20 protein-coding genes are annotated in these 25,066 nt (G+C 43.6%); 15 read left to right on the top strand and 5 right to left on the bottom strand.

The window, feature by feature from the left end; translation table 11 throughout:
* Window positions 1-2: 2 nt before the first annotated feature.
* The 3 genes from EIP89_RS07240 to EIP89_RS07230 are packed head-to-tail and all read left to right on the top strand — an operon-like array spanning window position 3 to window position 3,566.
* The gene (locus tag EIP89_RS07240; protein WP_124398007.1) at window positions 3-1,010 is read left to right on the top strand and encodes an isochorismate synthase; all 1,008 of its coding nucleotides are present in this window, start codon (window positions 3-5) and stop codon (window positions 1,008-1,010) included.
* On the top strand, window positions 1,007-2,563 hold the full coding sequence (gene menD / locus EIP89_RS07235) for a 2-succinyl-5-enolpyruvyl-6-hydroxy-3-cyclohexene-1-carboxylic-acid synthase (protein WP_160160556.1): 1,557 nt from the start codon (window positions 1,007-1,009) through the stop codon (window positions 2,561-2,563). Before EIP89_RS07240 ends, menD begins: the two co-directional genes overlap by 4 nt.
* A 10-nt stretch (window positions 2,564-2,573) precedes the next feature.
* Window positions 2,574-3,566, top strand: a complete 993-nt coding sequence (locus EIP89_RS07230; protein WP_148086794.1) for a hypothetical protein — start codon at window positions 2,574-2,576, stop codon at window positions 3,564-3,566.
* On the opposite strand, the gene EIP89_RS07225 is transcribed toward EIP89_RS07230, so the two are convergent.
* The 5 genes from EIP89_RS07225 to uvrC all read right to left on the bottom strand — a co-directional run bounded on the left by EIP89_RS07225 (window position 3,563) and on the right by uvrC (window position 10,952).
* On the bottom strand, window positions 3,563-4,645 hold the full coding sequence (locus EIP89_RS07225; protein ID WP_124398004.1) for an ABC transporter permease: 1,083 nt from the start codon (window positions 4,643-4,645) through the stop codon (window positions 3,563-3,565). The two genes, EIP89_RS07230 and EIP89_RS07225, sit on opposite strands and share 4 nt — an antisense overlap.
* A gap of 4 nt (window positions 4,646-4,649) precedes the next feature.
* Window positions 4,650-5,798: a BT_3928 family protein gene (locus tag EIP89_RS07220; protein WP_124398003.1), complete on the bottom strand. Its 1,149-nt coding sequence runs from the start codon at window positions 5,796-5,798 to the stop codon at window positions 4,650-4,652.
* Window positions 5,795-6,355 (bottom strand): DUF1599 domain-containing protein, encoded by a 561-nt coding sequence (locus tag EIP89_RS07215; RefSeq protein ID WP_124398002.1) that lies wholly within the window; start codon window positions 6,353-6,355, stop codon window positions 5,795-5,797. Before EIP89_RS07215 ends, EIP89_RS07220 begins: the two co-directional genes overlap by 4 nt.
* Before the next feature lie 626 nt (window positions 6,356-6,981).
* Complete coding sequence (locus EIP89_RS07210) at window positions 6,982-9,141, bottom strand: patatin-like phospholipase family protein (protein WP_124398001.1); 2,160 nt, start codon at window positions 9,139-9,141, stop codon at window positions 6,982-6,984.
* On the bottom strand, window positions 9,138-10,952 hold the full coding sequence (gene uvrC, locus EIP89_RS07205) for an excinuclease ABC subunit UvrC (RefSeq protein WP_124398000.1): 1,815 nt from the start codon (window positions 10,950-10,952) through the stop codon (window positions 9,138-9,140). The genes EIP89_RS07210 and uvrC overlap by 4 nt, the downstream gene beginning before the upstream one ends.
* 516 nt (window positions 10,953-11,468) lie before the next feature.
* On the opposite strand from uvrC, the gene EIP89_RS07200 reads away from it, so the two are divergent.
* Genes EIP89_RS07200 through ftsA form a run of 12 tightly spaced genes read left to right on the top strand, consistent with a single transcriptional unit; the run spans window position 11,469 to window position 25,054 of the window.
* Window positions 11,469-11,933: a division/cell wall cluster transcriptional repressor MraZ gene (locus EIP89_RS07200; protein WP_124397999.1), complete on the top strand. Its 465-nt coding sequence runs from the start codon at window positions 11,469-11,471 to the stop codon at window positions 11,931-11,933.
* 11 nt (window positions 11,934-11,944) lie between these two features.
* Window positions 11,945-12,853, top strand: coding sequence for a 16S rRNA (cytosine(1402)-N(4))-methyltransferase RsmH (rsmH, locus tag EIP89_RS07195; protein ID WP_124397998.1), 909 nt, complete (start codon window positions 11,945-11,947; stop codon window positions 12,851-12,853).
* Between the two features lie 5 nt (window positions 12,854-12,858).
* Complete coding sequence (locus EIP89_RS07190; protein ID WP_124397997.1) at window positions 12,859-13,209, top strand: FtsL-like putative cell division protein; 351 nt, start codon at window positions 12,859-12,861, stop codon at window positions 13,207-13,209.
* Entirely contained in the window at window positions 13,206-15,227 is a 2,022-nt protein-coding gene (locus tag EIP89_RS07185; protein ID WP_245966120.1) for a penicillin-binding transpeptidase domain-containing protein, read from the top strand. The genes EIP89_RS07190 and EIP89_RS07185 overlap by 4 nt, the downstream gene beginning before the upstream one ends.
* Window positions 15,224-16,687 (top strand): UDP-N-acetylmuramoyl-L-alanyl-D-glutamate--2,6-diaminopimelate ligase, encoded by a 1,464-nt coding sequence (locus tag EIP89_RS07180; RefSeq protein ID WP_124397996.1) that lies wholly within the window; start codon window positions 15,224-15,226, stop codon window positions 16,685-16,687. Before EIP89_RS07185 ends, EIP89_RS07180 begins: the two co-directional genes overlap by 4 nt.
* 4 nt (window positions 16,688-16,691) lie before the next feature.
* The gene (gene mraY, locus EIP89_RS07175) at window positions 16,692-17,930 is read left to right on the top strand and encodes a phospho-N-acetylmuramoyl-pentapeptide-transferase (protein WP_124397995.1); all 1,239 of its coding nucleotides are present in this window, start codon (window positions 16,692-16,694) and stop codon (window positions 17,928-17,930) included.
* Window positions 17,930-19,282, top strand: coding sequence for a UDP-N-acetylmuramoyl-L-alanine--D-glutamate ligase (gene murD / locus EIP89_RS07170; RefSeq protein ID WP_124397994.1), 1,353 nt, complete (start codon window positions 17,930-17,932; stop codon window positions 19,280-19,282). The genes mraY and murD overlap by 1 nt, the downstream gene beginning before the upstream one ends.
* 4 nt (window positions 19,283-19,286) lie before the next feature.
* Window positions 19,287-20,519 carry an FtsW/RodA/SpoVE family cell cycle protein gene (locus EIP89_RS07165; protein WP_124397993.1) on the top strand — a complete coding sequence of 411 codons (1,233 nt, stop codon included), beginning with the start codon at window positions 19,287-19,289 and terminating at the stop codon, window positions 20,517-20,519.
* On the top strand, window positions 20,488-21,588 hold the full coding sequence (gene murG / locus EIP89_RS07160; RefSeq protein ID WP_124397992.1) for an undecaprenyldiphospho-muramoylpentapeptide beta-N-acetylglucosaminyltransferase: 1,101 nt from the start codon (window positions 20,488-20,490) through the stop codon (window positions 21,586-21,588). The genes EIP89_RS07165 and murG overlap by 32 nt, the downstream gene beginning before the upstream one ends.
* Window positions 21,585-22,958 carry a UDP-N-acetylmuramate--L-alanine ligase gene (gene murC / locus EIP89_RS07155; RefSeq protein WP_124397991.1) on the top strand — a complete coding sequence of 458 codons (1,374 nt, stop codon included), beginning with the start codon at window positions 21,585-21,587 and terminating at the stop codon, window positions 22,956-22,958. Before murG ends, murC begins: the two co-directional genes overlap by 4 nt.
* Window positions 22,942-23,679 (top strand): cell division protein FtsQ/DivIB, encoded by a 738-nt coding sequence (locus EIP89_RS07150; protein WP_124397990.1) that lies wholly within the window; start codon window positions 22,942-22,944, stop codon window positions 23,677-23,679. Before murC ends, EIP89_RS07150 begins: the two co-directional genes overlap by 17 nt.
* Window positions 23,669-25,054 carry a cell division protein FtsA gene (gene ftsA / locus EIP89_RS07145; protein WP_124397989.1) on the top strand — a complete coding sequence of 462 codons (1,386 nt, stop codon included), beginning with the start codon at window positions 23,669-23,671 and terminating at the stop codon, window positions 25,052-25,054. Before EIP89_RS07150 ends, ftsA begins: the two co-directional genes overlap by 11 nt.
* Window positions 25,055-25,066 lie beyond the last annotated feature (12 nt).

Raw genomic sequence — 25,066 nt, 5'->3', positions numbered from 1 at the left:
CAGTGCATTCCTTTCTGCTCTATCGCAAACCAGGCTATCAACATTCGGAGATGGTACTCTTAAGTGCCGTGGATGCACAGACTGTTCCTACTCCCGATCAACCACTTTTTGTTTTTGCAGGTTTTGAAGCGGATGTGCGGCTGCACCTTTTCAGGATGACAAATGCTCGGGGTGAAACAGACATCAAAGATGTTGACGCTGTGTTAAAAAAAAACCTCACCTTAGCTCCTGAAATCTCAGCGGATTCAAAAAAACACTATTTAAACGCCGTAGAATCAGCCATTAAAAACTTTGACACAACCGTATTTACCAAAGTAGTTTTATCGAGACGCGCCACATATCCGGCAAAAGGTATATCGTACTTATCAACATTTGCCGAATTAAGCAGGAGATACCCTGACACCATGGTTTTTCTGATGTACAGTCCGGAAACCGGCTGCTGGATGGGAGCTACACCTGAGCGATTGCTCTATGGCGATAACAAAGAGATTCACAGTATGAGTTTGGCCGGTACACGACTTACGATAGATCCTACTCCATGGGCTGATAAGGAATTAGAAGAGCAAAAAATTGTAACCGCATACATCGAAGAAGTATTCAGCTCAACATATCACACCATTTCGATCAAAAAAAACGGTCCATACGAAGTAACTGCCGGTCCGGTGAAACACTTGCGCACCGACATTAGCGGTACTTTGCCTGTAATGCCACACTGGTTACAATTAGCCTTGCAGCTCCACCCTACCCCGGCAGTGCTGGGCAGTCATCACACCAAGGCTAAGGAATTTATAAAAAAATACGAAGGATACGATCGCTCCTACTATACGGGTTTCTTCGGGTTCTGGAACTTCGACAGTGCCGACTTTTACGTAAATCTGAGAAGTATGCAAGTCTTTGACGATCAGGTCATACTCTATGCCGGGGCTGGAATTACAGCTGGATCAGATGCTGAATCTGAATGGCGTGAAACCGAATTAAAAATGCAAACTCTTTTAAGTGTGTTGGTGTGACAACGACGTTCGATCAGTTTGATTACACCAATTGGCTGCTTCATGTCCTCACAAAAGCGGGAATTGAGGATATTATAATTAGTCCCGGCTCGCGCAATGCGCCTCTAATGATCGCGCTAATTAAGCATTTCCCCAATTTTAAACTGCACTCGGTGGTCGATGAGCGCTCGGCTGGTTTTAAGGCCATTGGAATTGCTGATGTAACTCAGAAGCCCGTAGCCCTCATCTGCACATCGGGGACTGCTGCAGCCAACTATCTGCCAGCCGTGTGCGAAGCTTGGTTTCGGTCTGTACCACTAATTGTGATTACTGCCGACCGCCCTATTCATCTCACCACGGCCCGCGATGGCCAAACCATCTTTCAACATCACCTCTACGGCCGACATGTAGATGCCTTTTGGTATCTTTCAGAAAATTTGTCGGCAGCTTCACTTATTGAAAATCTTCGGGACATTTATCTACATATTATACATCAGCGAAGACCCATTCACATCAATGTACATTACGAAGAGCCTCTGTACCGATGGAAAGATCTCGTTGAGCCGCCGTTTTCCTTGACCGAACCGCAACGCCCAAAAAACTGGAACAAACCCATTGATCTATCGGGTTTTCGAAAAATAATGATTGTTGTCGGTCAGTGCCGACCCGGTTATATATCCAAACACACTCAGCAATTCCTTAATGACAAAGGATATCCTTTAGTAAGCGGAGGGTTAAGCAACTTACACCCCGATTTAGCCATCTACCACGTGAATGAATTTGACTACACTACTTTACCTGAACCGGAATTGGTCATTACGGTAGGTGGAGAAATCACTCACAAGAATTTAAAAAAATACTTGCGTTCAATTCCCACACTTACACATTGGCACGTCGAAGACATTCCATATCCGCCAGACACCTTCGGCAAAGGTGTACGACTCATTCCGACTGATGCTTCTGAATTTCTTAAAAGATTAGCTGACTTACCTGTGTATCTTGACAACTCTTTTTCGCAAACCTGGTATACCACAGATCGCTCTTATACAGAAGCATACTTGAAAAATGAAGAAATCAAAAAGTTTTATGCCCCGATTGCCAAAGCAGCCCAGAATAGAAAGGCGAAAGTGGTGTTAGGCAACAGCGCTGTAATTCGCCAATTCTTTAAATTACCCGGCATATGGCAGCAAAATATCTATGGCAACAGAGGAACAGCAGGTATCGACGGCAGTCTATCGACGGCAGTAGGTATGGCTATGGCTTCCGATGCTCCGGTTTGGTGCCTTTTAGGTGATCTTTCTTTTTTTTACGACATAAATGCTCTTTGGCAAAATCCAATGCCTAAAAATCTCACAGTTTTTGTCTTCAACAATAAGCGCGGAAAAATTTTCGAGATGATCGCCGGACCTGGTGATTTCCCAGAAATTTATGCCCTACAAACAACTCCTCACTCTTTCACTTGCAACCACTTGGCAAAACACTTTTCAATGAACTATGTACTTTGGAACGGCGAAGACGACAAACTTTTTGAAACCGATTTAAGCAACACAATTGTTGAAATTTCTTTGACATAAACAGAAAAAAGTGAAGCTGAAAATCGCAGAAAAATATGTAACCTTTGCTCAAAAAGCATATTCTGCTTTTCGAACTCCAGCAATAAACAGTGCTATAAAATATGCTGTAATTATCGTCTGTTTTTTTGTTCTTTTTCAACGTCTTTCTAAATCCTATTTTAAGCCCGAATTTATTTTTAATCAGGCTAATTTTCTTCACAATATACCACTTTTCATTTCACTCTCGTTGGCAAATTTTTTTCTCGATGTACTGTTGTGGTCATTGATTTCTAAAGGCAGTCACAAACTTCGGTTTTGGCACTACGCAAGGCATCACCTCATCTCGATGTCTCTTGGTTTTATTACTCCCAATAACATTGGGGAATACGGGGGAAAAATGCGTCAATTCAAAGCTCCCCTGGCCAAGCTAAAAGGTTTTTTTCTGGCATTTCACTTTCGCACAGTAAAGACTGTTGCAAGAAATCTTCTCGGACTTTTTGCCACATTTCTGTTGTTCTACACGACCGAATCTTTTTTAAAAAAATGGCACTTATATCTCTTCTTTTTCTTAGTACTTACTCACTTTTTGTTTTATTGGTATATTGAAAATTTTTTGCCTTTTATAACAAATATTAGCATACAAGGCAAAAATTACTTTCAGTCTTTTTTACGCATACGTATTTCTGCTATTGACAAGATTAAATGGATTAGTCTATCAGCTGTAAAATTCATCATATACACCTCACAGCTTTCCATATTACTTCTATCGATAGGCTCATCCGATGCTCACTTCTTTATCGTCTGGTTGTATGTGGCTTTTTATTATTCTCTTGCCTCATATATGCCTACCATATTAGTATTTGATCCCATTGTAAAAGGTGCAGTAGGCATCTTGTTGTTAAAGCAATTGCACTTGAGCGATTGGGCCATTTTTACCTCCGTTACATTGGTGTGGACGGCCAACGTGGCTTTGCCTGCTTTGATTGGTAGCTTTCTCTGGGCAGGACGAAAAAGACATCACTAATCACTTGATATCGTGGGATCTAACCAGCGATATAAAAGATCAGTGAGCACATTCACTACAATAAAAACTGCTGAAAATGTCAAAACACAACCCATTAACACAGGTAGATCGAGCGTAGTAGCCGACTCTACGACCAACTTACCTATACCATTCCAACCAAAGATATATTCCACAAACACACTACCTGCCAGCATTGAAGCCATCCACGAAGACGATACAGAGACTACTGGATTTAAAGCATTGGGCAGAATGTGCTTAAGAGCTATGGTCCGATATGTTAGTCCTTTGCTAATAGCTGTCAGCACGTATGGCATGGTCGATTGCTCGAGATACGAACTGCGCATCATTTGAGTAATGACACTGAGAGGCCTTATACCAAGAGTAAGAGCAGGCAGAATAAGATTTTTCCAGCGTATTGTTCGAGCTTCACCCAGGTCGTCCCATTCCCAAAGATTTCCTGTAATGTTTAGACCAGTGTAGGAATGAAGTAAAAAGGCAAAAATCCATGCAGCTAAAATAGCACTCACAAACGATGGCAACCCCATACCGGCAGTGGATATTAACGTTATCGCCTTGTCAATCCATGTATTTTGATATATACCCGCGAATAAACCCATGATAACTCCTAACGAAAAAGCAATTGTAAAGGCCGAAAGGGCCAGAATTAAGGTGTTAAAAAATCGCGTTTTAATTAAAGATGCGACTTCAACTCCCTTATATTGAAAGCTTTGACGGAGATATGGCCACTTAATGCCCACATAAGCATTGTTGCCAAATTCCATGAGCTTTACTGAATGTATTCCGCGTTCTGAAGCTCTCAGAAGTGAAATATTCGACTGATTGTTGTAATAGCTTAATGGTGATAAATCGTTGATAAAGAGCAGGTATTGAACAGGAATGGGCAAATTAAGTCCATATTGTTGCCTTATGGCTTTTAGTTGATTCTCATCCTCGCGCTGGTCAGTAAGCATTCGAGCCGGATCGGCAGGCAATAAGTAAAAGAGATTGAAAATGAGAGTGGCTACGCCCAAAAAAATCAAAAGACTGTACCCAAGCTGCCAAAAAAGCCGACGAACCATCCTCTTAAAAAAGTTGAGCGGCTATAGCCTCGTCGGCTGAAGGCACATCGCGATGGCTAAACATGGCCTTTACAGTACCTTTACCGAGTATTACAACGCCAGGATTCGAGCGAATCATGGTTTTCAGAGTAGTCATATCACATGTAGCCCACGGATAGGCAGCCTGCACCTCATGGCGAATGGGTTCGAAATCAGACTGTGAACTGCCAGTCACGCCATACACTTTAGCTCCTTTGCGCTCTGCTAAATCAGCAAGGGCATTGATTTTCGAAAAATTACGAAGATCTGTTTTGTGAATGTTGTACATGATCACGAGCATCACCTTGTCGGCTGAAAGGACATCTTGCGTTATGTCTTCGCCGTCGAGCACTATTTTAAAGTCGTGAATCGGGGGTTCATACCCTTTGCGCACTTTTACAGTGCGCGTCTTGTCGCTTTGAATTTCCCATTCTTCTCTCTCCCACCACCTCTCGGCGAGGTATTCGTCGCTGTTTACCTCGCGCGTTTCTCCTGTTCTGGTATTTTTTAAAGTGTAAATCGTCATGTATTTAGGCGACTCTAAGCCGAGCTCCTCGGCAGTCTTCATGCCTTCAACAATGCTCTTTCCCACAGCATAGGGCCGGAAGTCAATGAAAGGCAAGTGGTACAAAACATGGCGAGCTAAGATGAGGCAGGCAATCACTGAAACAAATACGATCCCCAATGAAACCCTGTCAGAGAGTATAGGCTTAATAGCATCTCTGTAGATTAAAAGAAAAAGGATTAAAACCAACAACACTACATCTTTGGTGAACGACTGCCAAGGCGTAAGGGGAATAGCATCGCCAAAGCAACCACAATCGGTTACTTTATTGAAATAGGCTGAATAAAAAGTAAGGAAGGTAAAGAATACGATCATGGCCAAGAGCAAATTCAGCGTAAGCCTCGCTCGAAAACCGAGTAAAAGCATAACGCCCAAAACAATCTCGACAGTAACAATAGCTATGGCTAACGGTAAGGCAATTGGGGTTAAAAAGGGAAGGTTCAGAACATCAGCGGCAAAATAGTCTTCCAGCTTAAAGGCAAAGCCCATAGGATCGTTGAGCTTCACCAAACCGGAAAACACAAACAGTCCTCCTACAAGTACTCGAACAATCCAAACAACCCACTTCATGATTTAGTAGTTTTTTCTTCTTTTAAACGTATTAAAGCAAAAATAGCGTAGTTCACTATATCCATGTAGTTGGCATCTATGCCCTCTGACACGAGGGTCGCGCCTTGATTATCTTCTATCTGCTTGATGCGCAGCAGCTTCTGAAGAATCAAATCAGTGTAGCTCGAGATGCGCATGTCGCGCCATGCCTCGCCGTAGTCGTGGTTTTTGCGGTCCATCAGCGCGAGTATTTCACGGGCCTTTTTCTGATATAAATTTTCAGCTTGAGCTATATCAATATCAGGTTTGTCAGAAACTCCGAGATCTAATTGTATCAGTGCCATTATAGCGTAATTGATAATGCCAACGTATTCATTTTCAATGCTGTCTTGTACCATCTGTTGCTTTTTCTCTTCGATGGTACGAATGCGTTGCACTTTGATAAATATTTGGTCAGTTAGCGAGGGTAAGCGCAGAATTCGCCAGGCAGTACCGTAATCTTTGAGTTTTTTGGAAAATAGTTGAAAACAATCTGTTACTACTTCTTCTGCTTGTTGCCGGGTGCGTAAATAATGCATAGTTTAAGTATCATCTCTAAAAGGCCAAAAGTAACCCCATTGATAATTAAACACCAAGCCTTAAAAGAAGAATTATTTACTCCTTTTCTTACTAATTGCTTTAAAGTGATAGGAAGTATTGAAAATTAAGCCAATCAAACCTGTAAACGTAAAAAAAATAGCTATCATGTAAGAGATTACAACGTCTGAAATTATAGATTCAAAAAACATAAATATTCCAAATATTATCATTAATGTAATGATTAAATATAGAAGATAATTGCTCTTTTGATTAGATCGGTAAAAAAGCAGAGATATTGCAATAAAAATGGCGAATATTCCAATGAAAATTGAAAAATGTTTTGATATGTATGTTGAATTAAAATAAAGTAATATTGATATTAAGATATCTGCAGAAGCATGCAGAATGTATGAAACATTTGATTCCTTTTTTAAAATTTTTAATATGAACATAAGAAATGTAATAATTCCCAGAAAAAACCAAATTATTCCAAACAATTTTATTAAGAAATCTGGATTATTAAATCGTATATAGAGAGCATAAATTCCAAAAAAGAACATAATTAAAAATCTTATATAAAAAAAGTAGATATTTTTTACAAAAGAAGTATTCATAAAACTTAATTTTAAAACCAATATCCTACAGAAATATACCCCAAAATTCGCGATGAATTACTATTGCCCATCAAACTTAATTCGATAGGACCCAGTAGCGTATTAACACTGTAGGTAATGGCATAGCCATCGATGATCTCATTGGTAATTAATTCAGGAATTTCCTCGCCAATTTTACCTACGTTGTAAGTAAAAGTAAAGTACTGATTCGGAAAGGTACGGAAGAAAAATTCACCGCGCAAGACAGCATTTTGCCGACCAGATAATTCGAGAAAACGATAACCCGCAAACTTGTGTATGTGCTGAAAATAATTGTTGCCCAGACCACCTAGAAATACTCGGTAAGGAAAAAACTGGTTGTTACCCAGAGATATGGTTGACTGAAAGGACAAATTCATTCCCACCCTTCCATAGCCGAGTGCTTGCATGTAGTATCCACTTATTACCGTAGTGGGTTTAATGAAAACTTGATACCTCTCTGTACGTGATAAAACACGGGCTATTATTTCTACTTTAGCGCCTTTTTGCGGTTTAAAGAGTTGGTCTAAATTGTCAAAATGCAGTTGACCAAAATAGTTTAAATACGCAAGATTATTTCGAATCAGAGGATTGTCGAGTTGAGTAGGAATTAAGTTAAAAAATTCTGTCTGAACCCCGCCTGTAACCGATATAGATTTTGTCAAAATGGATTGAATAAAAATATCGCTACTCAGATCTGTATAATTAATAAAATTTATCGGTCTTTCATTGCTCCAAAGTGCTGAACGAAAAGTGTTAAATCTGCCCCTAATCCCCAACATAGGAATAACACCACGATCGATAAAGTAAGTAAAATTTCCACGCGGGTTATCACCCAAAACAAGATCTATATTTAAAAACGAATTTCTAAAAATCAAATTTTTGTTGTAATATGAAAATAAAAATGCGCTGCCAAAATCAGTATCGAAGTGAAGACCTAAGCGCAAATATTGATTGTATTTAAAAGGTTTAAAATAAAAATTGAGAGCATGGGATGTGTCAGTGATTGGAAACAAATCGTATTTGATGATTTCGTGATTTTTTCGACCATAGATTTGATCCATAAGGTCGTGGATTTTGTCAAAAGAAAGTGCGGTGTTTTTCCTAAAGCCCAGTTTAGCCGTGATGTAATTTTCATCTACATCAGCCGAACCTGATACTCGTATGTTAGAGACTATTACATCGTTCGGAGGAAGTTCTCTTTGATACGGCACCGCGCGCGGATAGATTTTAGCAAGGGCTACAAGCGTATCCCAATACCTCAGGGCAACATTTCTACCTTCTTGAATTACTCTATCCATGAGCTCAAAACTCAGCAGACCCGCCTCTGGCACTTTGGGTTGTAAGAGCATTTGAGCCTCGCAGATGTAATCTTGATAGGCGCGTATACTGGCGAAGGTTGCCGCCTGTTCAAGGATTTTGTTTATAGAGTTAAGTTCTTCTTTGGTGTAAGCAGCATTTTGTACGTCGGAGGCTAAGATGAACTGCACACCCCTTTTTTTGAGCAAGCTGATGGGCAGATTGTCCATTACTCCACCATCTACGTACAGCCTTCCATCGACTTCGTAAGGCGAAAAAATACTTGGAAAGGCTGTTGTAGCCCGAAGAATATCGCTGATGATGCCTTCATCGAATTCTTTGAGAATTCCATTTTCGATGTCGGTGCCAGTACATACAAATGGAATTGGAAACTTTCTAAAATCTTGATATCCAGGATAATGTACAGTAAGCCTTGAAAGCGTTTGCAATATGTAGTATCCATAATTGATGCCGGCGGGTATAGAAATTCCCTTGTCAGTAATTGGCAAGCTCAAGAGGTATTTGTCGGTTTGCTTGCGATCGAAGTATGAAAGCTTTTTGCGCTGGATGCGATTGTCGCTCACAGCTTGCCAATCGACCGAGCGCATGATGGCTTCGATCTGCTTACCGGAGTAACCCATGGCGTAAAAGGCACCTACTACTGCGCCCATGCTTGTACCGGCTATGTAGCTCACCTGTAGGCCTGCTGAGTCTATGATTTGCAAAACGCCTACATGTGCCATAGCGCGTGCCCCGCCACCGCTAAGCACCAGCCCAATTCCCTTGGGCTGGGCAAGACACAGCAGCCCGTTAAAGCAAATCAGCAGCATATGTAGCGCACGGCGAGTATTCAAGATTTGGTCACATTTTCGCGATGAAAATATGAAAAAATCTTTTGAGCTTTGGATTTACCGATCACCTCGGCGAGCTGATCGAGGGTTAAGGTTTTAATTTTTTTCACGCTGCCAAATTTTTTGATGAGAGCTTCAGCAGTGGCTTCTCCAATGCCGTCGATTTTGGTCAATTCGGTTTTCAGGGCCGATGAGGTTCGGCGCTTGCGATGGTGCGTGAGTCCAAATCGGTGCGCCTCATCGCGAATGTGCTGAAGGACTTTGAGGGTTTCAGATTTTTTGTTGAGCATCAAAGGCAGCGGATCGTTTGGGAAGTAAAGTTCTTCCAGTCGCTTGGCTATGCCAAGTATGCGCATTTGCTGGTCAATCCCGAGCTCTCTGAGGCTTTGGAGGGCTGCGTTGAGTTGACCTTTTCCGCCGTCTATTACGATGAGCTGAGGCAGAGGCTGCCCTTCGTCGAGCATGCGTCGGTATCGGCGGTACACTACCTCGCGCATGGTGGCAAAGTCGTCGGGACCTTCTACGGTTTTTACATTAAAGTGTCGGTATTCCTTTTTGCTGGGTTTTCCGTCGCGAAAAACGACGCAAGCGCTTACGGGATTGGTGCCCATGATGTTGGAATTGTCGAAGCACTCAATGTGGCGCGGCTCTTGATCGATGCCGAGGTCGGCCTTCATCTGCTGCATGAGGCGATTGACATGGCGATCGGGGTCTGTAATTTGGAGGTTTTTCAGGCGTTCAAGCCGGTGATAGCCGGCATTTTTGACGCTGAGCTCCACGAGGTCGCGCTTTTCGCCACGAGTAGGAGTGTGGATTTTGACGTTTGGAATTTCGAGCTCTACCGAGTGCGAAGTGTAAATCTCGCGCGCCTCCGACTCGAAGAGCTTGCGAAAGTGCGGAATGGCAAGCTCGAGTATTTCGCTCTCGGTTTCGTCAATTTTCTTTCGGAATTCTTCTGAAAAACTGTTTATTATTCCACCATCTACGATTTTTAGGTAGTTTACATAACAAAATTCAGCATCGCTCACGGCACCGAATACGTCAGCTTCTTTGATGTTAAAATCAACAACGCTCGATTTCGCTTGGTACTTGAGCAGAGCGTCTAGTTTTTCTTTAGTTTTTTGAGCTTCTTCGAAGCGCATTTCAGCAGCGAGTGCCTGCATTTGGTCGATGAGTATTTGCTTTACGATGTTAAGATGGCCTTTGATGATGTGGCGAGCGCCTTCAATCTCACGCTGGTAGTCTTCTTTCGATTGCAGGCCTTCGCATGGCCCACGACAGTTGCCCATGTGATACTCGAGGCACACTTTGTACTTGCCAGCTTGTACTCCGGCTACGGTCATGGGCATTTTACAGGTGCGCACCGGATACAGAGTGCGTATCAGTTCAAGCACGGTGCGCATTACTTTGACAGAGGCATATGGACCGTAGTAGGAGGAGCCGTCATTCACCTTTTTGCGGGTCGGAAAAATTCTGGGGAAGTCTTCGTTTGTAATGCAGATCCAAGGATAGGTTTTGTCGTCTTTTAAGTTAATGTTGTAGCGCGGTTGGTATTTTTTGATAAGGTTGTTTTCAAGTAATAAGGCGTCAAATTCAGTTTCGGTTACGATCACCTGAATATCAGCCACTTTTCGCACAAGCATGGCCAGGCGGCCGCTAGTGTGCTCTTTTTGGAAGTAAGAAGAAACGCGTTTTTTAAGGTTTTTGGCCTTGCCGATGTATAGGATATTTCCCTCTTTGTCGAGGTGTTGATAGACTCCCGGTTTTTCGGGAAGGGTTTTGAGCAGATTGGTTATGTGTTCGCTTATCTCCATGTGTTTACAAATAGTGGACTGCAGAAAGTATGGCTTTTGGTATCGAAAGCAAAGTTCCTTTTTAAAAAGCCAAGAATCACAACATGATACAGGTGTAAAGCTCAACTTGTTTGAACGGATAAATGCACAGTGGGGTTAGAAGCGCAGGTGATGAGGTTTTGTAGCAATTTTTCAAAGGTGTGCTTATGGCATTAAAAAAAGTTCTGAGAACAATTCTTACGTAAGTACAGGATAAAAACTTCTCATCGGTTTGCAAATGAAACGCTTTCAGACGGAAAGTGAAAAAAAGAGGGTAAGGCTTGAAAGTAAAGAAGCTGATAAAACTCGATTTTTGGAAAATCAGGTTCATATGTTTATACCACTTTTTACCACCTAAAAAATTAGCAGAAAATCAAAGCGTTTTTCCTCTCAAAAAGTTTTAAAGAGAAAAACTTTTCAACAATCAAGGAATTAAGTGGAAAAATGTGGGAAAAATGTTTTTACCTTTGAACATCAGAAACATAAAAGCGAAAATCCTTGAATCTGATAGGGGTACACGAGTTAAAAGCTGACGAAAAGGCGCGGATACTATTGCCATCAGCGCTTAAAAAGCAGCTACTGCCCCTACTGGAAGAAGGATTTGTGCTGAAGCGAAGTGTCTTTCAGAAGTGCCTTGAGCTGTACCCCATGCGCGAGTGGAATCAAATCATGAACAAACTGAATAAGCTAAACCGGTTTGTAAAGAAGAACAACGACTTCATTCGCATGTACACCGCTGGTGTGCGCATGGTAGAGATCGATGGCAATGGAAGACTGCTCATCCCGAGAGACCTGGTGAACTTCGCTGGAATACAGGGCGATATCGTGCTCAATGCTATGGGCAGCTGGATCGAAATCTGGAACAAAGAGGCTTATGAGGCAGTGGTGAACAATCCGGATGTCGATTTTGCTGCGCTGGCTGAAGAAGTGATGGGCCATTTGGATGACACTGATAGTAATTAAGCTCAATACAAATGACTGTGCCTGCTTACCACATACCGGTGCTTCTGCAAGACACCCTGGAACTGCTCGCTGTAAAGCAGAACGGGGTGTATGTGGACTGCACCTTCGGAGGAGGTGGGCACAGCCGGGCGATACTGGAACAGCTGGGCGATGAGGGCAAGTTATTTGCCTTCGACCAGGATCCTGACGCTGCAGCTAATGCCCCTGACGACCCGCGCTTTAAGCTGATTGAGGAAAATTTTAGATACATTAAGCGCTTCTTGCGCTTAGAAGGCATACGCGCTGTCGATGGCATTTTAGCTGATTTGGGTGTGTCGTCGCACCAGTTTGATACAGCTGAACGGGGGTTTTCACTGCGGTTTGACGCCCCACTCGACATGCGGATGAATCCAGAGATTTCACTCACAGCGGCTGACATTGTAAACGATTGGCCTGAAGATGCCATTGCCGATCTACTGCAGCGCTATGGCGAGCTGCCCCACAGCCGCCGAATTGCACGCGCCATCTGTAAGGCTCGCGCCACTGAACCAATACTTACCACCGGTAGGCTCAACGAAGTGTGCCAGCCCTACTGCCGCAAGGATCGCGAACATCAAACCCTGGCGCGTATCTATCAAGCCCTGCGCATAGAGGTAAACCAGGAGCTGGAAGCCCTTAAAGAAATGCTAATGCAAGCTACAGACTTGGTAAAACCAGGTGGAAGGCTGGTGGTTATCTCCTACCATTCGCTCGAAGATCGGCTGGTGAAGGTCTTCATGCGATCTGGAAACTTTGAAGATCGCACCGAAAAGGACTTTTATGGCAACGACCTCTCGCCTTGGAAGCCTCTGACCAAAAAAGCCATAGAACCAAAAGAAGAAGAAATAGCTACTAACACTCGCTCGCGCAGTGCCCGACTGCGAGCTGCTGAACGAAAGTAAAGGATATGAAAGCAAAAGAGGTAAAAATATCGGAAATCATTAAAGGCAGTTTTTTGGCCGATAGCCGGTGGAATCGCCACCGCCTCTTTGTGCTATGGCTAGCTCTGCTGGCCTTGCTGAGCATCTTCAGCGGACATATGGTGGAGCGCAAAGTACTGATACTGTCAGCTCTGCAATCGGAAATGAAAGACCTGAATTCCGAATTTACCGAAACGCGCTCGCGCCTGATGAAGCTGAGTATGCGAAGCAAAATAAAACAAAGGGCTGAAGCTGTAGGGCTAGTAGAGAGCAAAGAACCTCCGCTGATGATAGTAGTGGATAAAAAAGGAAGACTCGTAAAGCAAGACGAAAAGTGAAGGACCCAAAGAAAAATTTATACATCCGACTGTACCTCACAGCACTGCTGCTGATGGTGCCCTTTGGCGCCATTCTCTACAAGCTGATAGTGCTTCAATGGGTGGAAGGTCCTGAACTAAAAGCCTCTATCGAAAAACAAATCATTCGCTACCATACCATTCCGCCGGTGAGGGGAAACATCTACAGTTCCGACCAAAAGCTCTTGGCTACTTCGATGCCACTTTTTGATATCTACTTCGACCCACTATCAGTGAGCAGAGAAATCTGGAGCAATGAAATCGATGCCCTAGCCGAGAAACTATCGAGATTCGGCCGCTCAAAGAGAGAGTGGCTTACCCTACTGAACAGTAGCCGAAATGCAAAGCACCGATACGTAAAACTGCTCGACAATATTGCTTTTTCAGACGTACAGCAAATAAAAAATTTCCCTGTCTTCAGACATGGAAAATTTAAAGGGGGGCTTATAGTCGAGCAGCAGAGCTTTCGCAAAATGCCTATGAGCGGAGTAGCCGAACGCACCATAGGCTACAGCAATGCCCACCGAGGACAAACCGGCTTAGAAGGTGCTTTCGACACTTGGCTAAAGGGCAAAGAAGGCAAGCGATGGATGCAAATGATGGCTAAAGGCCATTGGAAGCCAATCAACAACGGATGGGACGAAGACCCTGAAAACGGCTATGACGTGGTATCGACCATTGATACCCGTATGCAAGACATATTACATCACGAGCTACTTTCTACCCTACAATACTACGAGGCCGATCACGGCACTGCAGTACTCATGGAGGTAAAAACCGGCAAGATCAAAGCCATGGTAAACCTAGGACGCACCGAAAACGGCAACTATGGAGAAATTCTAAACTACGCCATTTGGGAAAGCACTGAGCCTGGTAGCACTTTTAAACTGCTAACTACCCTCATCCTACTCGAAGACAACAAAGCCGATACTTCAACTACCATTGACATAGCTAATGGCTCTTGGACTTTTTACGACCGAGTAGTGACCGAATCAAACTTCAGCGAAAAAGGCGCTTCGGAAAATTTCGGTACAATTACGCTGGCTAGAGCCTTCGAGCAGTCGTCGAACGTAGCCTTTGCAAGGTTGGTTTTTGACAATTACCGCGATAATCCGGCCCAGTTTGTCGATAAACTGTACAAAATTGGCCTACACAAACCTTTAAATTTTGAAATAAAAGGCGAAACTCCCCCAAAAATACCTCATCCCGACGACCGCGAACAGTGGAGTGGCATCACCCTACCGTGGATGGCTTTCGGCTATCAAACCAGCTTTACACCACTTCAACTACTTACCGTTTATAACGCTGTGGCCAACAATGGCGTAATGGTAAAACCCTATATCGTAGAAGAAATCCGCAAAAACAAGAAAACCGTTCGCCGATTTGAGCCAGCCGTATTGAATCCATCCATTTGCAGCCAAAAGACACTCGATAAACTTAAAGTACTATTATCCAATGTAGTAAAACAAGGCACTGCAAAGCACTTGTACAATCCTCAAATAAAGCTCGCCGGTAAAACAGGTACAGCTAAGCTCGACTACTGGAAGGAGAAAGGCAGCCGAAAATACAGAGCCTCGTTTGCAGGCTTTTTCCCTGCCGACAATCCTCAGTACAGCGTCATAGTGGTGGTAGATAAGCCCAATGCCGAAAAGGCGTATTACGGTAGTCGAGTGGCTGCACCTGTAGCTGCACGCACTGCGCTCGCTGTAATGAGCTTAAGTCCTACTAAACCACGAGAGCTTATCTATACCCCTATCACAACTGAAGCAGCTTCGCCTCAAAAAATGCAGCCAAAGTACGAGCACATCCTTCAGGAATTGCGCAAGGGGCGAATGCCTGATTTAACGGGAATGCCTATCTCCCTGGCCCTATCTACGCTCGAAAACGAAGGCTACCGCGTGAGTGCCACAGGCGCAGGTCGCATAGCATGGCAGTACCCCACTCCACAGACAGCTATTTCAAAGACCATGATGGTCGAACTAAAAAGCTACAATCGATGAAGGTATTAAAAGACATTCTCTATAAAGTTAATCTCAAGGGAGTACGCGGCAATCTGAACCAAACGGTTTCAGAAGTGGCGTTTGACTCACGCAAGGTGGTAAATCAATCGCTCTTTGTGGCAGTAGCAGGCACCAACTCAGATGGTCATAACTACATAGAGCAAGCTATAAACTCCGGAGCTATGGCCATAGTGTGCGAGCACGATAACAATCTAAGCGAAAAATATCCCGAAATATCTTTCATATACGTAGAAAACAGCGCTCGAGCATTAGGAGTCATTGCCTCAAATTTCTACGGAAACCCTTCAGAAAAGCTGAAAATCGTAGCAGTAACAGGAACGAATGGGAAAACTACAGTAACTACCCAGCTCTATGAAGTTTTCAAAAAAATCGGCTTTCGCACCGGATTGATTTCGACCGTACGTGTGATAATACACGACGAGGAATTGCCAGCCACTCACACTACACCTGATGCACTTTCGCTTCAGAAGCATCTGGCTGCCATGGCAGATGCAGGTGTTCAATACTGCTTTATGGAGGCCAGCAGCCACGGCATTCATCAAGAGCGCCTGGCAGGTACTGACATCGCCGGCGCTGTTTTTACTAACATTACGCACGATCATTTAGACTACCATAAAACATTTGCCAATTACATAGCTGCCAAGCAAAAGCTCTTTAACGAATTGCCCTCAAAGGCTTTTGCCCTCTACAATGCCGACGATAGAAACGGCCAAGTAATGGTGCAGAACACAAAGGCCAAAAAATACTCCTACGCTCTGAAGCAAATGGCCGATTTTCACTGCAAGATCATTGAAAACAACATTGGTGGCCTTACGCTGCGCATAGGTGGAGCCGATGTGTACACAGCTCTTACTGGCGAATTTAATGCATATAACCTCCTTGCTGTTTATGCTGTAGCAGTGTTGCTTGGGGTTGATGAAAGTCTGGCACTTATGGCCATAAGCTCTCTTAGGCCTGTGGAAGGCAGATTTGAGACCCTTACTGGTCCGACGGGTCAAATAGCCATTGTCGATTACGCACACACCCCCGATGCATTGCTAAACGTTTTGAAAACCCTGCACGAGTCGCGAAAGCACGACCAGCAAATTATCACAGTATTTGGCTGTGGTGGCGATCGTGATAAGGCTAAGCGACCTGAGATGGGTAAGATCGCTGCCGACTGGAGCGACCGTGTCATCATCACTTCTGACAATCCGCGCTCTGAAGATCCCGAGCAGATCATAGCAGAAATAGAAGCTGGCATCGAACTGCACCAACGGCGGAAATGCCACAAAATCACGGATAGGCGCGAAGCCATCCGCATGGCCTTAAGCCTCGCCCGGAAAGGAGATGTGGTACTTGTGGCCGGGAAGGGGCACGAGAAATATCAGGAAATCAAGGGTGTAAAACATCCATTTGATGACAAACAAGTAATCCTAGACTACTACAATCAATTATAATCGAATGCTTTACCACCTCTTTTCATACCTCAACTCAGTGTACGACCTCCCCGGAGCGGGAATGTTTCAATACATAACGTTTAGGGCATCGATGGCGATCATCTTCGCTCTTTTTATAACGCTCGTTTACGGAAAGCGCGTTATCGTCTTTTTGCGCAAAAAACAAGTAGGTGAAACCGTTCGGAATTTGGGTCTCGCAGGTGAAAACCTAAAAGCAGGTACACCTACGATGGGCGGTATCATCATTCTAGGAGGAATTTTGATACCCGTTCTCCTCTTTGCACGTCTCGACAACGTTTACGTGATACTCCTCCTCATCACCACTGTATGGATGGGGTTAATCGGATTTATTGACGATTACATCAAAGTATTTAAAAAAGACAAAAAAGGACTTAGAGGCAAGTTCAAAGTGCTCGGGCAAGTAGGCCTTGGCCTCATCGTAGGTACCACGTTGTATTTTCATCCCGAGGTAACCATTAAAGAAAAAGAAACCGAGTCGCGTATTCACACTCTCACCGCTCAAATTGATCAAGGTAAAAAGCCCGTCTTTGGCGAAGCGAAAAAGAGCATTAAATCAACTATTCCTTTTTTAAAAAACAATGAATTAGACTATTCTGAAGTCGTGCAATGGTTCGGACTCGACGGCCAAAAGTGGGGTTGGCTCGTCTATATCCCCATTGTAATTTTCATTATCACAGCAGTTTCTAATGGAGCTAATCTTACTGACGGCCTCGACGGATTGGCTACAGGAACTTCGGCCATCAGTTCAGTGGCGCTAGGAATCTTTGCCTATGTATCGGGTTCCATCATTTTCGCCGACTATCTAAACATCATGTACATCCCCAACTCTGGGGAAATGGTAGTGTTTGTAGCTGCCCTGATCGGAGCTTGTGTGGGTTTTCTTTGGTACAATACCTACCCAGCACAAGTATTTATGGGCGATACTGGCTCGCTAGCACTGGGCGGTATATTGGCTACGCTGGCCATAGCCGTTCGAAAAGAATTGCTTATTCCTATCGTGTGTGGCATTTTCCTGGTTGAAAATCTTTCTGTAGTTCTTCAAGTCAGCTATTTCAAATACACAAAGAAGAAGTACGGCGAAGGTCGCAGAATCTTTTTGATGTCTCCCCTACACCACCATTACCAGAAAAAAGGATATCACGAAGCCAAAATCGTAACCCGGTTTTGGATCGTAGGCATCATACTGGCCGTAGTAGCCTTTGTAACGCTAAAAATCCGGTAATGAGAGACACAGAATTTAAAAAAATTGCCATTATAGGAGCCGGCGAGAGCGGCACAGGAGCTGCCTTACTCGGCAAGCATTTGGGTTTGGATGTGTATTTGAGCGACGCGGGTAAGGTATCTGAAAAATACGCCTCTAAGCTCAGAAATGCACAAATTGATTTCGAAGAAGGTCGTCATGATCTTGACAGAATACTAGCGGCCGATGTGGTGATTAAAAGCCCCGGAGTGCCTGACAAGGCTCCTGTAGTTAAAAAAGCGCTGGTGGCCGGCAAGAAAGTAATTTCAGAAATTGAATTTGCCTCATTATATACTCACAAGCCTATCGTAGCCATTACCGGCACTAACGGAAAGACTACAACAACCTCACTTACTGGACATATCTTTTTAAAAGGTGGAGTAAAAACAGGAATCGGGGGAAATATCGGAAAAAGCTTTGCCGAACTGGTAATCGATGATCACCTCTACGAAGCCTACGTACTCGAGGTGAGCAGCTTTCAACTCGATGGCTGCTACACGTTTGCGCCTGATGTAGCAATTCTCACCAACATCACCCCCGACCACCTAGATAGGTATGATTACAAGTTTGAAAACTACATAGCATCCAAATTTCGGATAACTCAGGCACAACGCGAAGACCAAGTATTTGTGTACTGTGCTGACGATCCTGTAACGGTGACTTACATGCCCAAATTTCTCATCAGGGCTCGCAAAATACCCTTCAGTGCACAAGTAGAACCCGAAGAGGGCGCTTATCTGGTAAAAGAAATCGAATTCATTGTAAAAATAAAGAATATGGAAACGATGGTAATCAAGGAGTTTAAGCTTAAAGGCACACACAACGCCTACAACAGCATGGCAGCAGCCATTGCTGCACGCATCCACGAAATTCGCCAGGAAAAAATCAAAGAAGCCTTCTCCGATTTCGAAGGCGTCGAGCATCGATTAGAGCATGCAGGTACTATTGGCGGAATCGACTTCATCAACGACTCAAAAGCCACTAATGTGAATTCGGTACTTTACGCTCTGGGAAGCATCAAACGACCCATAGTGTGGATTGCCGGTGGTGTGGACAAGGGCAATGACTACTCCGCCTTGCATCCCTTGGTTAAAGAACGCGTAAAGGCCATTGTTTGTCTGGGTAAAGACAATTCAAAACTGCTGGATGAATTTACCGGAATGGTGAATGTAATTGCCGACACACACAGCATGGAGCAAGCTGTAAAAACTGCCTACAGTCTGGCATCAAAGGGCGATGTGGTTTTGCTTTCACCGGCCTGTGCTAGCTTCGACCTGTTTGAAAACTACGAAGACCGAGGCAATCAATTTAAGTACTGGGTACGCCAACTGTGATCGCATGATTAGCAGCCAACTCAAGCTTAAAGGAGACAAAGTCATCTGGATAGTAGTGTTTCTGCTATCGCTTTTCTCCTTTTTAAGCATTTACAGCGCGGGCAGCAATCTACAGTGGACGTATGGCAAGATAAGCGCCTTCGCACTGCTGCTCAGGCATGCTATGCATGTACTGATGGGTTGGCTCATCATATGGATGCTTCACAACATCCATTACCGCTACTTCGCACCTGTTTCGGTCATTTTGTTGGTACCGGCAGTAATTTTATTGCTCTACACGCTCTCACAAGGCTACACGATTGGCAACGCGAATGCAAGTCGATGGATACAAATCCCAATGCTCGGCATCACCATTCAGAGTAGCGTAATTGCTGGATTGGTGTTGATGGTGTATTTGGCCCGAACGCTGTCGAAAAGAGAAAACCCGGCTGAATGGACCTTTAAGATGGTTTTTTGGCAAATACTTGCACCGATTTTTCTCGTGTGTGGATTGATCTTCCCAGCCAATTTCTCTACAGCCGCCATCATCTTCGCACAGGCTGTGCTGCTCATGATTATCGCGCCTTTTCCTAACAAATACGTTTTCTACACCATAGGCGCAATAGCTGCCGGCTTGGCATTATTCATCGCAGCAGTGGTCACCTTCCCCGATTTAATGCCCAATAGAGTAGATACCTGGAAAGCGAGAATTGAAAATTTTATAAACGGCGATGCCGATAACAATTATCAGGTAGAGCGCTCAAAGATGGCAATAGCCAATGGCGGACTCTTAGGCACAGGGCCGGGTAAGAGCACTCAGAAATACTTCTTACCTCAATCGTCTAGCGATTTCATCTTCAGCATCATCACTGAAGAGTACGGATTTGTAGGAGCAGTGTCGGTGCTGTTCTTGTACTTTTTATTGCTTGTAAGGTTTTTAATGGTAGCCACGCGAGCTAAGTCATTATTTGGCAGTCTCTTAGTAGTGGCGGCAGGCTTTGGAATCATTATCCAGGCACTTATCAATATGGGTGTAGCCGTCAATCTATTGCCCGTCACCGGTCAGACTCTTCCGCTGCTAAGTGCGGGCGGCAGCTCCATTTGGACCATTTGTGCAGCCATCGGCATTGTGCAATCGGTGAGCCGCTACTCTACTGAAAACCTCAATGAAGATGACAAAAGCAGCGACGATAAGGCCGCTGTTTCAAACCAAACAACAGAAACTCATGAGCAGGAAGCCAATGAAATTTATGCTTAGCGGAGGTGGAACAGGAGGCCATATTTTTCCTGCTCTCTCCATAGCCGACGAACTTAAACGAAGGCTACCGGAGGCAAAATTTCTATTTGTGGGAGCTCTGGGACGAATGGAAATGACTCAAATTCCTAATGCTGGCTATGAGATCGTCGGTCTGCCCATCACAGGCCTTCAACGTTCCTTTTCGTTAAAAAACTTTTTAGTACCTTTTAAACTCCTTTACAGCATCGTAAAATCCATAGCTTTACTACGACACTTTAAGCCAAACGCAGTTATTGGTACAGGCGGATTTGCCAGTGGCCCCCTTGTAATGGCGGCAGGTTTACTCAATATCCCCGTTTTTCTTCAAGAGCAAAACTCTTATCCCGGAATAGTGAACAGATGGGCGGGTCGCTTTGCGCGCAAAATTTTTGTAGCTTACGAAGGCATGGACAAATATCTGCCCGCCGAAAAAATTCTAATCACCGGTAATCCGATTCGAGCAGAAATAGTCACTACTAAACAAAAAGACCCTAAAGTAGCAGCGAAATTCCTGATCGACCCTTCGAAACCAACTGTTCTTGTCGTTGGTGGAAGTTTGGGTGCACGTTCTATAAATCAAGCTATTGATTCCCTGGTTAATGAAATTCAGGAGAAAGCGAATCTGGTTTGGATTTGTGGCAAAATCTATTTCGATACATACCGAAAAAAATATCCGATAAACAAAAGCAGATTTTACCTCGACGCCTTTGCAGCTGATTTATACGAAGTATATCCCTGGGCTGAAATAGTTATTTCACGCGCCGGGGCAGGTACGCTTTCAGAGCTTTCTGCAGCTGGCAAGGCTTGCATATTAATTCCCTCGCCTAATGTGGCAGAAAATCATCAGCTTAAAAATGCCAAGGCTTTTGCCGAGAAAAAAGCAGCCATCGTGATCGAGGAAAAAAACCTTTCATCACTAAAAGACACCTTGATGATGCTACTTACCTCAGCAGAAGCGAGAGTACAACTCGAACAGAACATTAAACTCCTGGCCAAACCAGATGCCACTCAAAAAATAGCAGATGAAATACTAAAAGCCGTAATCGCATGAACCGACCCATCGATACATACAAATATTTTTATTTCATTGGTATAGGAGGCATCGGAATGAGTGCCTTGGCCAGGTATTTCAATTTGAAAAAAGCCATAGTTTCTGGCTTTGATAGAGAGCGTACAACGCTTACTACTGAACTTGAAGCCGAAGGCATAGCCATCACTTATTCAGATACAATCGACGCTCTACCGATGCGCAGGATTGGTACACCTGCCGATACCCTAGTAGTGTATACACCCGCTGTGCCCCAGAGCAATCAACAGATGATATGGTTTCGAGAGCGAAATTTTACCCTTATGAAACGAGCCCAGGTGCTGGGTTTGATTACGAAGTCGTCGCGTAGCATAGCCGTGGCAGGCACACATGGCAAAACGACCACCACAGCCTTGGTTGCTCATATTTTAAAGCACAACAACATAGATGTAAGTGCATTTATTGGTGGCATCAGCGCCAATTACAATACAAACTTTCTCTATGGAAATAGCAATACAATGGTAATCGAAGCCGATGAATTTGACAGATCCTTTCTTCGGCTTGAGCCATCACTGGCTGTAATTACATCAACAGACCCCGACCACCTCGACATTTACAAAGACCAAGAGGGCGTGCGAGAGGCTTTCTTAGAATTTGCCCGAATAGCCAAAAAATTTGGAAAACTTCTCACAAAAATCAATCTACCTGTCTCGGGCGATTTTTCGTACGGTTTAAATAAAAATGCGCATTATTACGCTGAAGATATACAGATTCAAAACAGGCAATTTCATTATACCCTTTCTTTTCCAAACGGAGAGAAGATATCCACAAGCTGCCAAGTACCTGGCATACACAACGTTGAGAATGCCGTGGCAGCTGCTGGGCTATGCCATATTTATGGACTTACTCCGACTCAAATCGCCGAAGGCATTAAGACGTTTAAAGGAGTAAAAAGGCGTTTTGAAATCATTCTGCAGTTGCCCAATCTCGCGTTTATCGACGATTATGCCCATCATCCGGCAGAGCTCGAAGCTCTGTTGAAATCAGCCAGGCTTTTATATCCCGACAGAAAGATTACCATCATCTTCCAACCGCACTTGTACAGCCGCACACGCGATTTTCACCAAGAATTTGCAGAAAGTCTAAGTATAGCTGATCGTGTAGTATTGCTCGACATATATCCGGCACGTGAAGAAAAAATTGAAGGTGTAACAGAAGAACTCATCTATAAACACCTTACCTGTGCTGAAAAAGACATCGTCTTTCTGGGCGAATTGATGGATTTTGTAAAAAAAATTCGATTGCAAAATGACGTAATCATCACTGCAGGGGCTGGCAACATAAGTGATGCTGTTGAAGGCATTAAAAACATCCTCTATGAAAAGAAAAAATAATTTATTTCGACTACTTATTTTGATCAGCCTTACGATAGGATATTTAGTCATTTCGGGCTTTGCAAAGCACAAACTCGAAAGCTCAACTATTGATCGTATTTCTATCGACATCGAACGCTATCACGATAAGTATCTCATCAGTAAAGATGAAATATTGAAATTGAGTTCACTGGAAGAACAAAAAAGTAGAGCATTAGGACGAAAAAGTATCAACATAAAATTGTTAGAAGAATTATTAGATAATCAAAAAACCATTGAAAAATCAGAAATATTTTTCACACTAAGCGGTGAATTGCATATCCAAGTGAAACCGAGATATCCCTTGTTGCGCGTACTAAGTTCAAGCAAAAATTATTACATTGATAACCATTGTATTGCATTTCCACTTTCACCCTATTTCTCAGCCCATGTACCCGTGATAGACGGTGCCATCAATGATGAAATACTTGAAAAAATTGTTTCCGTATTACAAAAATCAGAAGGTGACGACTTTTTCAATCATTTCTTCAGCGGATTTTTTGTATCAGAGCGTCATGAGATAACAGCATTTAGTTCGAGATACGACGAAGTTATTTTTATCGGGAAAAGCGAACAACTCGAAGAAAAATTACTTCGATTGAAAGCATTCTACAGGTATATATATCCCACCTTGGAAAACAAAAAAATTAAAACCATCAATTTAACCTTTGGCAAACAAGTAATTTGCGAGTATGAGCAGTGAAAAAATCGCCGTAGGGCTCGATATAGGTACTACAAAAATTGTGGCCGTAATCGGTCGAAAAAATGAACATGGAAAAATAGAAATCCTTGGGATGGGTCGCGCTAAATCCATGGGCGTAAGTCGAGGTGTAGTAACGAATATTACTCAAACCATCGAAGCCATTAGGCAGGCAGTATCGGAGGCTGAGGCGCGCTCAGGGCTTCAAATATCTCATGTAGTAGCAGGCGTGGCAGGCCAACACATCCGCTCGCAGCAGCACAGAGACTACATCGTGCGCGAAAATCCGGAAGAAGTAATCGAGGAAGAGGATATCGAAAAATTGATATCCAACGTGCAGAAGATGAATATGCTGCCCGGCGATGAAATCATTCACATCATACCTCAAGAGTACAAAATCGACGGTAAAATTGAAACTACCGAACCCCGCGGTATGTATGGCTCTCGGCTCGAGGCGAGCTTCCATATCGTGATTGGTGATATGGCATCCATTAAAAACATTGGCCGCTGCATAATCGAATCAGGATTAAAACTCTCACAAATTACCCTCGAACCCATTGCGTCGGCCGAAGCAGTACTCACTGAAGAAGAAAAAGAAGCTGGCGTAGTACTGGTCGATATAGGAGGCGGAACTACAGATGTGGCCATCTTCAAAAACGGCATTATTCGCCACACAGCCGTTATACCGTTTGGCGGAAACATCATCACCGAAGACATCAAAGAAGGCTGCTCAATTATCGAAAAACAAGCTGAATTGCTAAAAATCAAATTCGGATCGGCATGGCCAGGTGAAAACAAGGAAAATGAAATCGTATCCATTCCCGGTTTGCGTGGCAGAGATCCGAAAGAAATATCACTGAAAACCCTCTCTAAAATCATTCATGCTCGCGTATCTGAAATTATCGAACAAGTTCACATCGAAATAAAAAACTACGGATACAACGAACCCCGCAAACGCCTCATAGCAGGCATAGTGCTCACCGGAGGGGGTGCACAGCTAAAACATCTAAAGCAATTAGTGGCCTACATCACAGGCATGGATACCCGCATCGGATATCCCAACGAACACCTTGCCCAATCAGAGTACAGCGAGCTGGCATCGCCTGCTTACGCTACGGCAATCGGCTTAGTAATGAAAGGGCTTGAATCACAAGAACTCGAAGAAAAGAAAAAACAAAAGGCTAAAACTGAAACTTCGGCTGAAACAGAAAGCAATAACAATCCATCAGACAAAATTCAAGCTGAAAACACCTCTCAAGAAATCACTGCCTCAGAAGATTCGAACTCTTCTTTTGACCTGTCCAAAAAACGATCAAGCATCTTTGAGCGCTGGACCAAAAAAATAATAGAATTTTTAAACAACGACGTGAATACTTAAAACCATAGACAA

Source organism: Thermaurantimonas aggregans (assembly GCF_003851885.1).
GTDB lineage: Bacteria > Bacteroidota > Bacteroidia > Flavobacteriales > Schleiferiaceae > Thermaurantimonas > Thermaurantimonas aggregans.
Note: the sequence above shows the minus strand (reverse complement) of the source record. Positions and strands in the feature narration are given on the sequence as shown.

What these genes read in the sequence shown, in the direction of transcription:
- EIP89_RS07165 (WP_124397993.1), top strand. Translation starts at nt 19,287, where the DNA reads ATGATTAGCAGCCAACTCAAGCTTAAAGGAGACAAAGTCATCTGGATA.
- EIP89_RS07225 (WP_124398004.1), bottom strand. Translation starts at nt 4,645, where the DNA reads ATGGTTCGTCGGCTTTTTTGGCAGCTTGGGTACAGTCTTTTGATTTTT.
- EIP89_RS07220 (WP_124398003.1), bottom strand. Translation starts at nt 5,798, where the DNA reads ATGAAGTGGGTTGTTTGGATTGTTCGAGTACTTGTAGGAGGACTGTTT.
- murD (WP_124397994.1), top strand. Translation starts at nt 17,930, where the DNA reads ATGAGAGACACAGAATTTAAAAAAATTGCCATTATAGGAGCCGGCGAG.
- murG (WP_124397992.1), top strand. Translation starts at nt 20,488, where the DNA reads ATGAGCAGGAAGCCAATGAAATTTATGCTTAGCGGAGGTGGAACAGGA.
- EIP89_RS07190 (WP_124397997.1), top strand. Translation starts at nt 12,859, where the DNA reads ATGAAAGCAAAAGAGGTAAAAATATCGGAAATCATTAAAGGCAGTTTT.
- EIP89_RS07215 (WP_124398002.1), bottom strand. Translation starts at nt 6,355, where the DNA reads ATGCATTATTTACGCACCCGGCAACAAGCAGAAGAAGTAGTAACAGAT.
- mraY (WP_124397995.1), top strand. Translation starts at nt 16,692, where the DNA reads ATGCTTTACCACCTCTTTTCATACCTCAACTCAGTGTACGACCTCCCC.
- uvrC (WP_124398000.1), bottom strand. Translation starts at nt 10,952, where the DNA reads ATGGAGATAAGCGAACACATAACCAATCTGCTCAAAACCCTTCCCGAA.
- rsmH (WP_124397998.1), top strand. Translation starts at nt 11,945, where the DNA reads ATGACTGTGCCTGCTTACCACATACCGGTGCTTCTGCAAGACACCCTG.
- murC (WP_124397991.1), top strand. Translation starts at nt 21,585, where the DNA reads ATGAACCGACCCATCGATACATACAAATATTTTTATTTCATTGGTATA.
- EIP89_RS07150 (WP_124397990.1), top strand. Translation starts at nt 22,942, where the DNA reads ATGAAAAGAAAAAATAATTTATTTCGACTACTTATTTTGATCAGCCTT.
- ftsA (WP_124397989.1), top strand. Translation starts at nt 23,669, where the DNA reads ATGAGCAGTGAAAAAATCGCCGTAGGGCTCGATATAGGTACTACAAAA.
- EIP89_RS07180 (WP_124397996.1), top strand. Translation starts at nt 15,224, where the DNA reads ATGAAGGTATTAAAAGACATTCTCTATAAAGTTAATCTCAAGGGAGTA.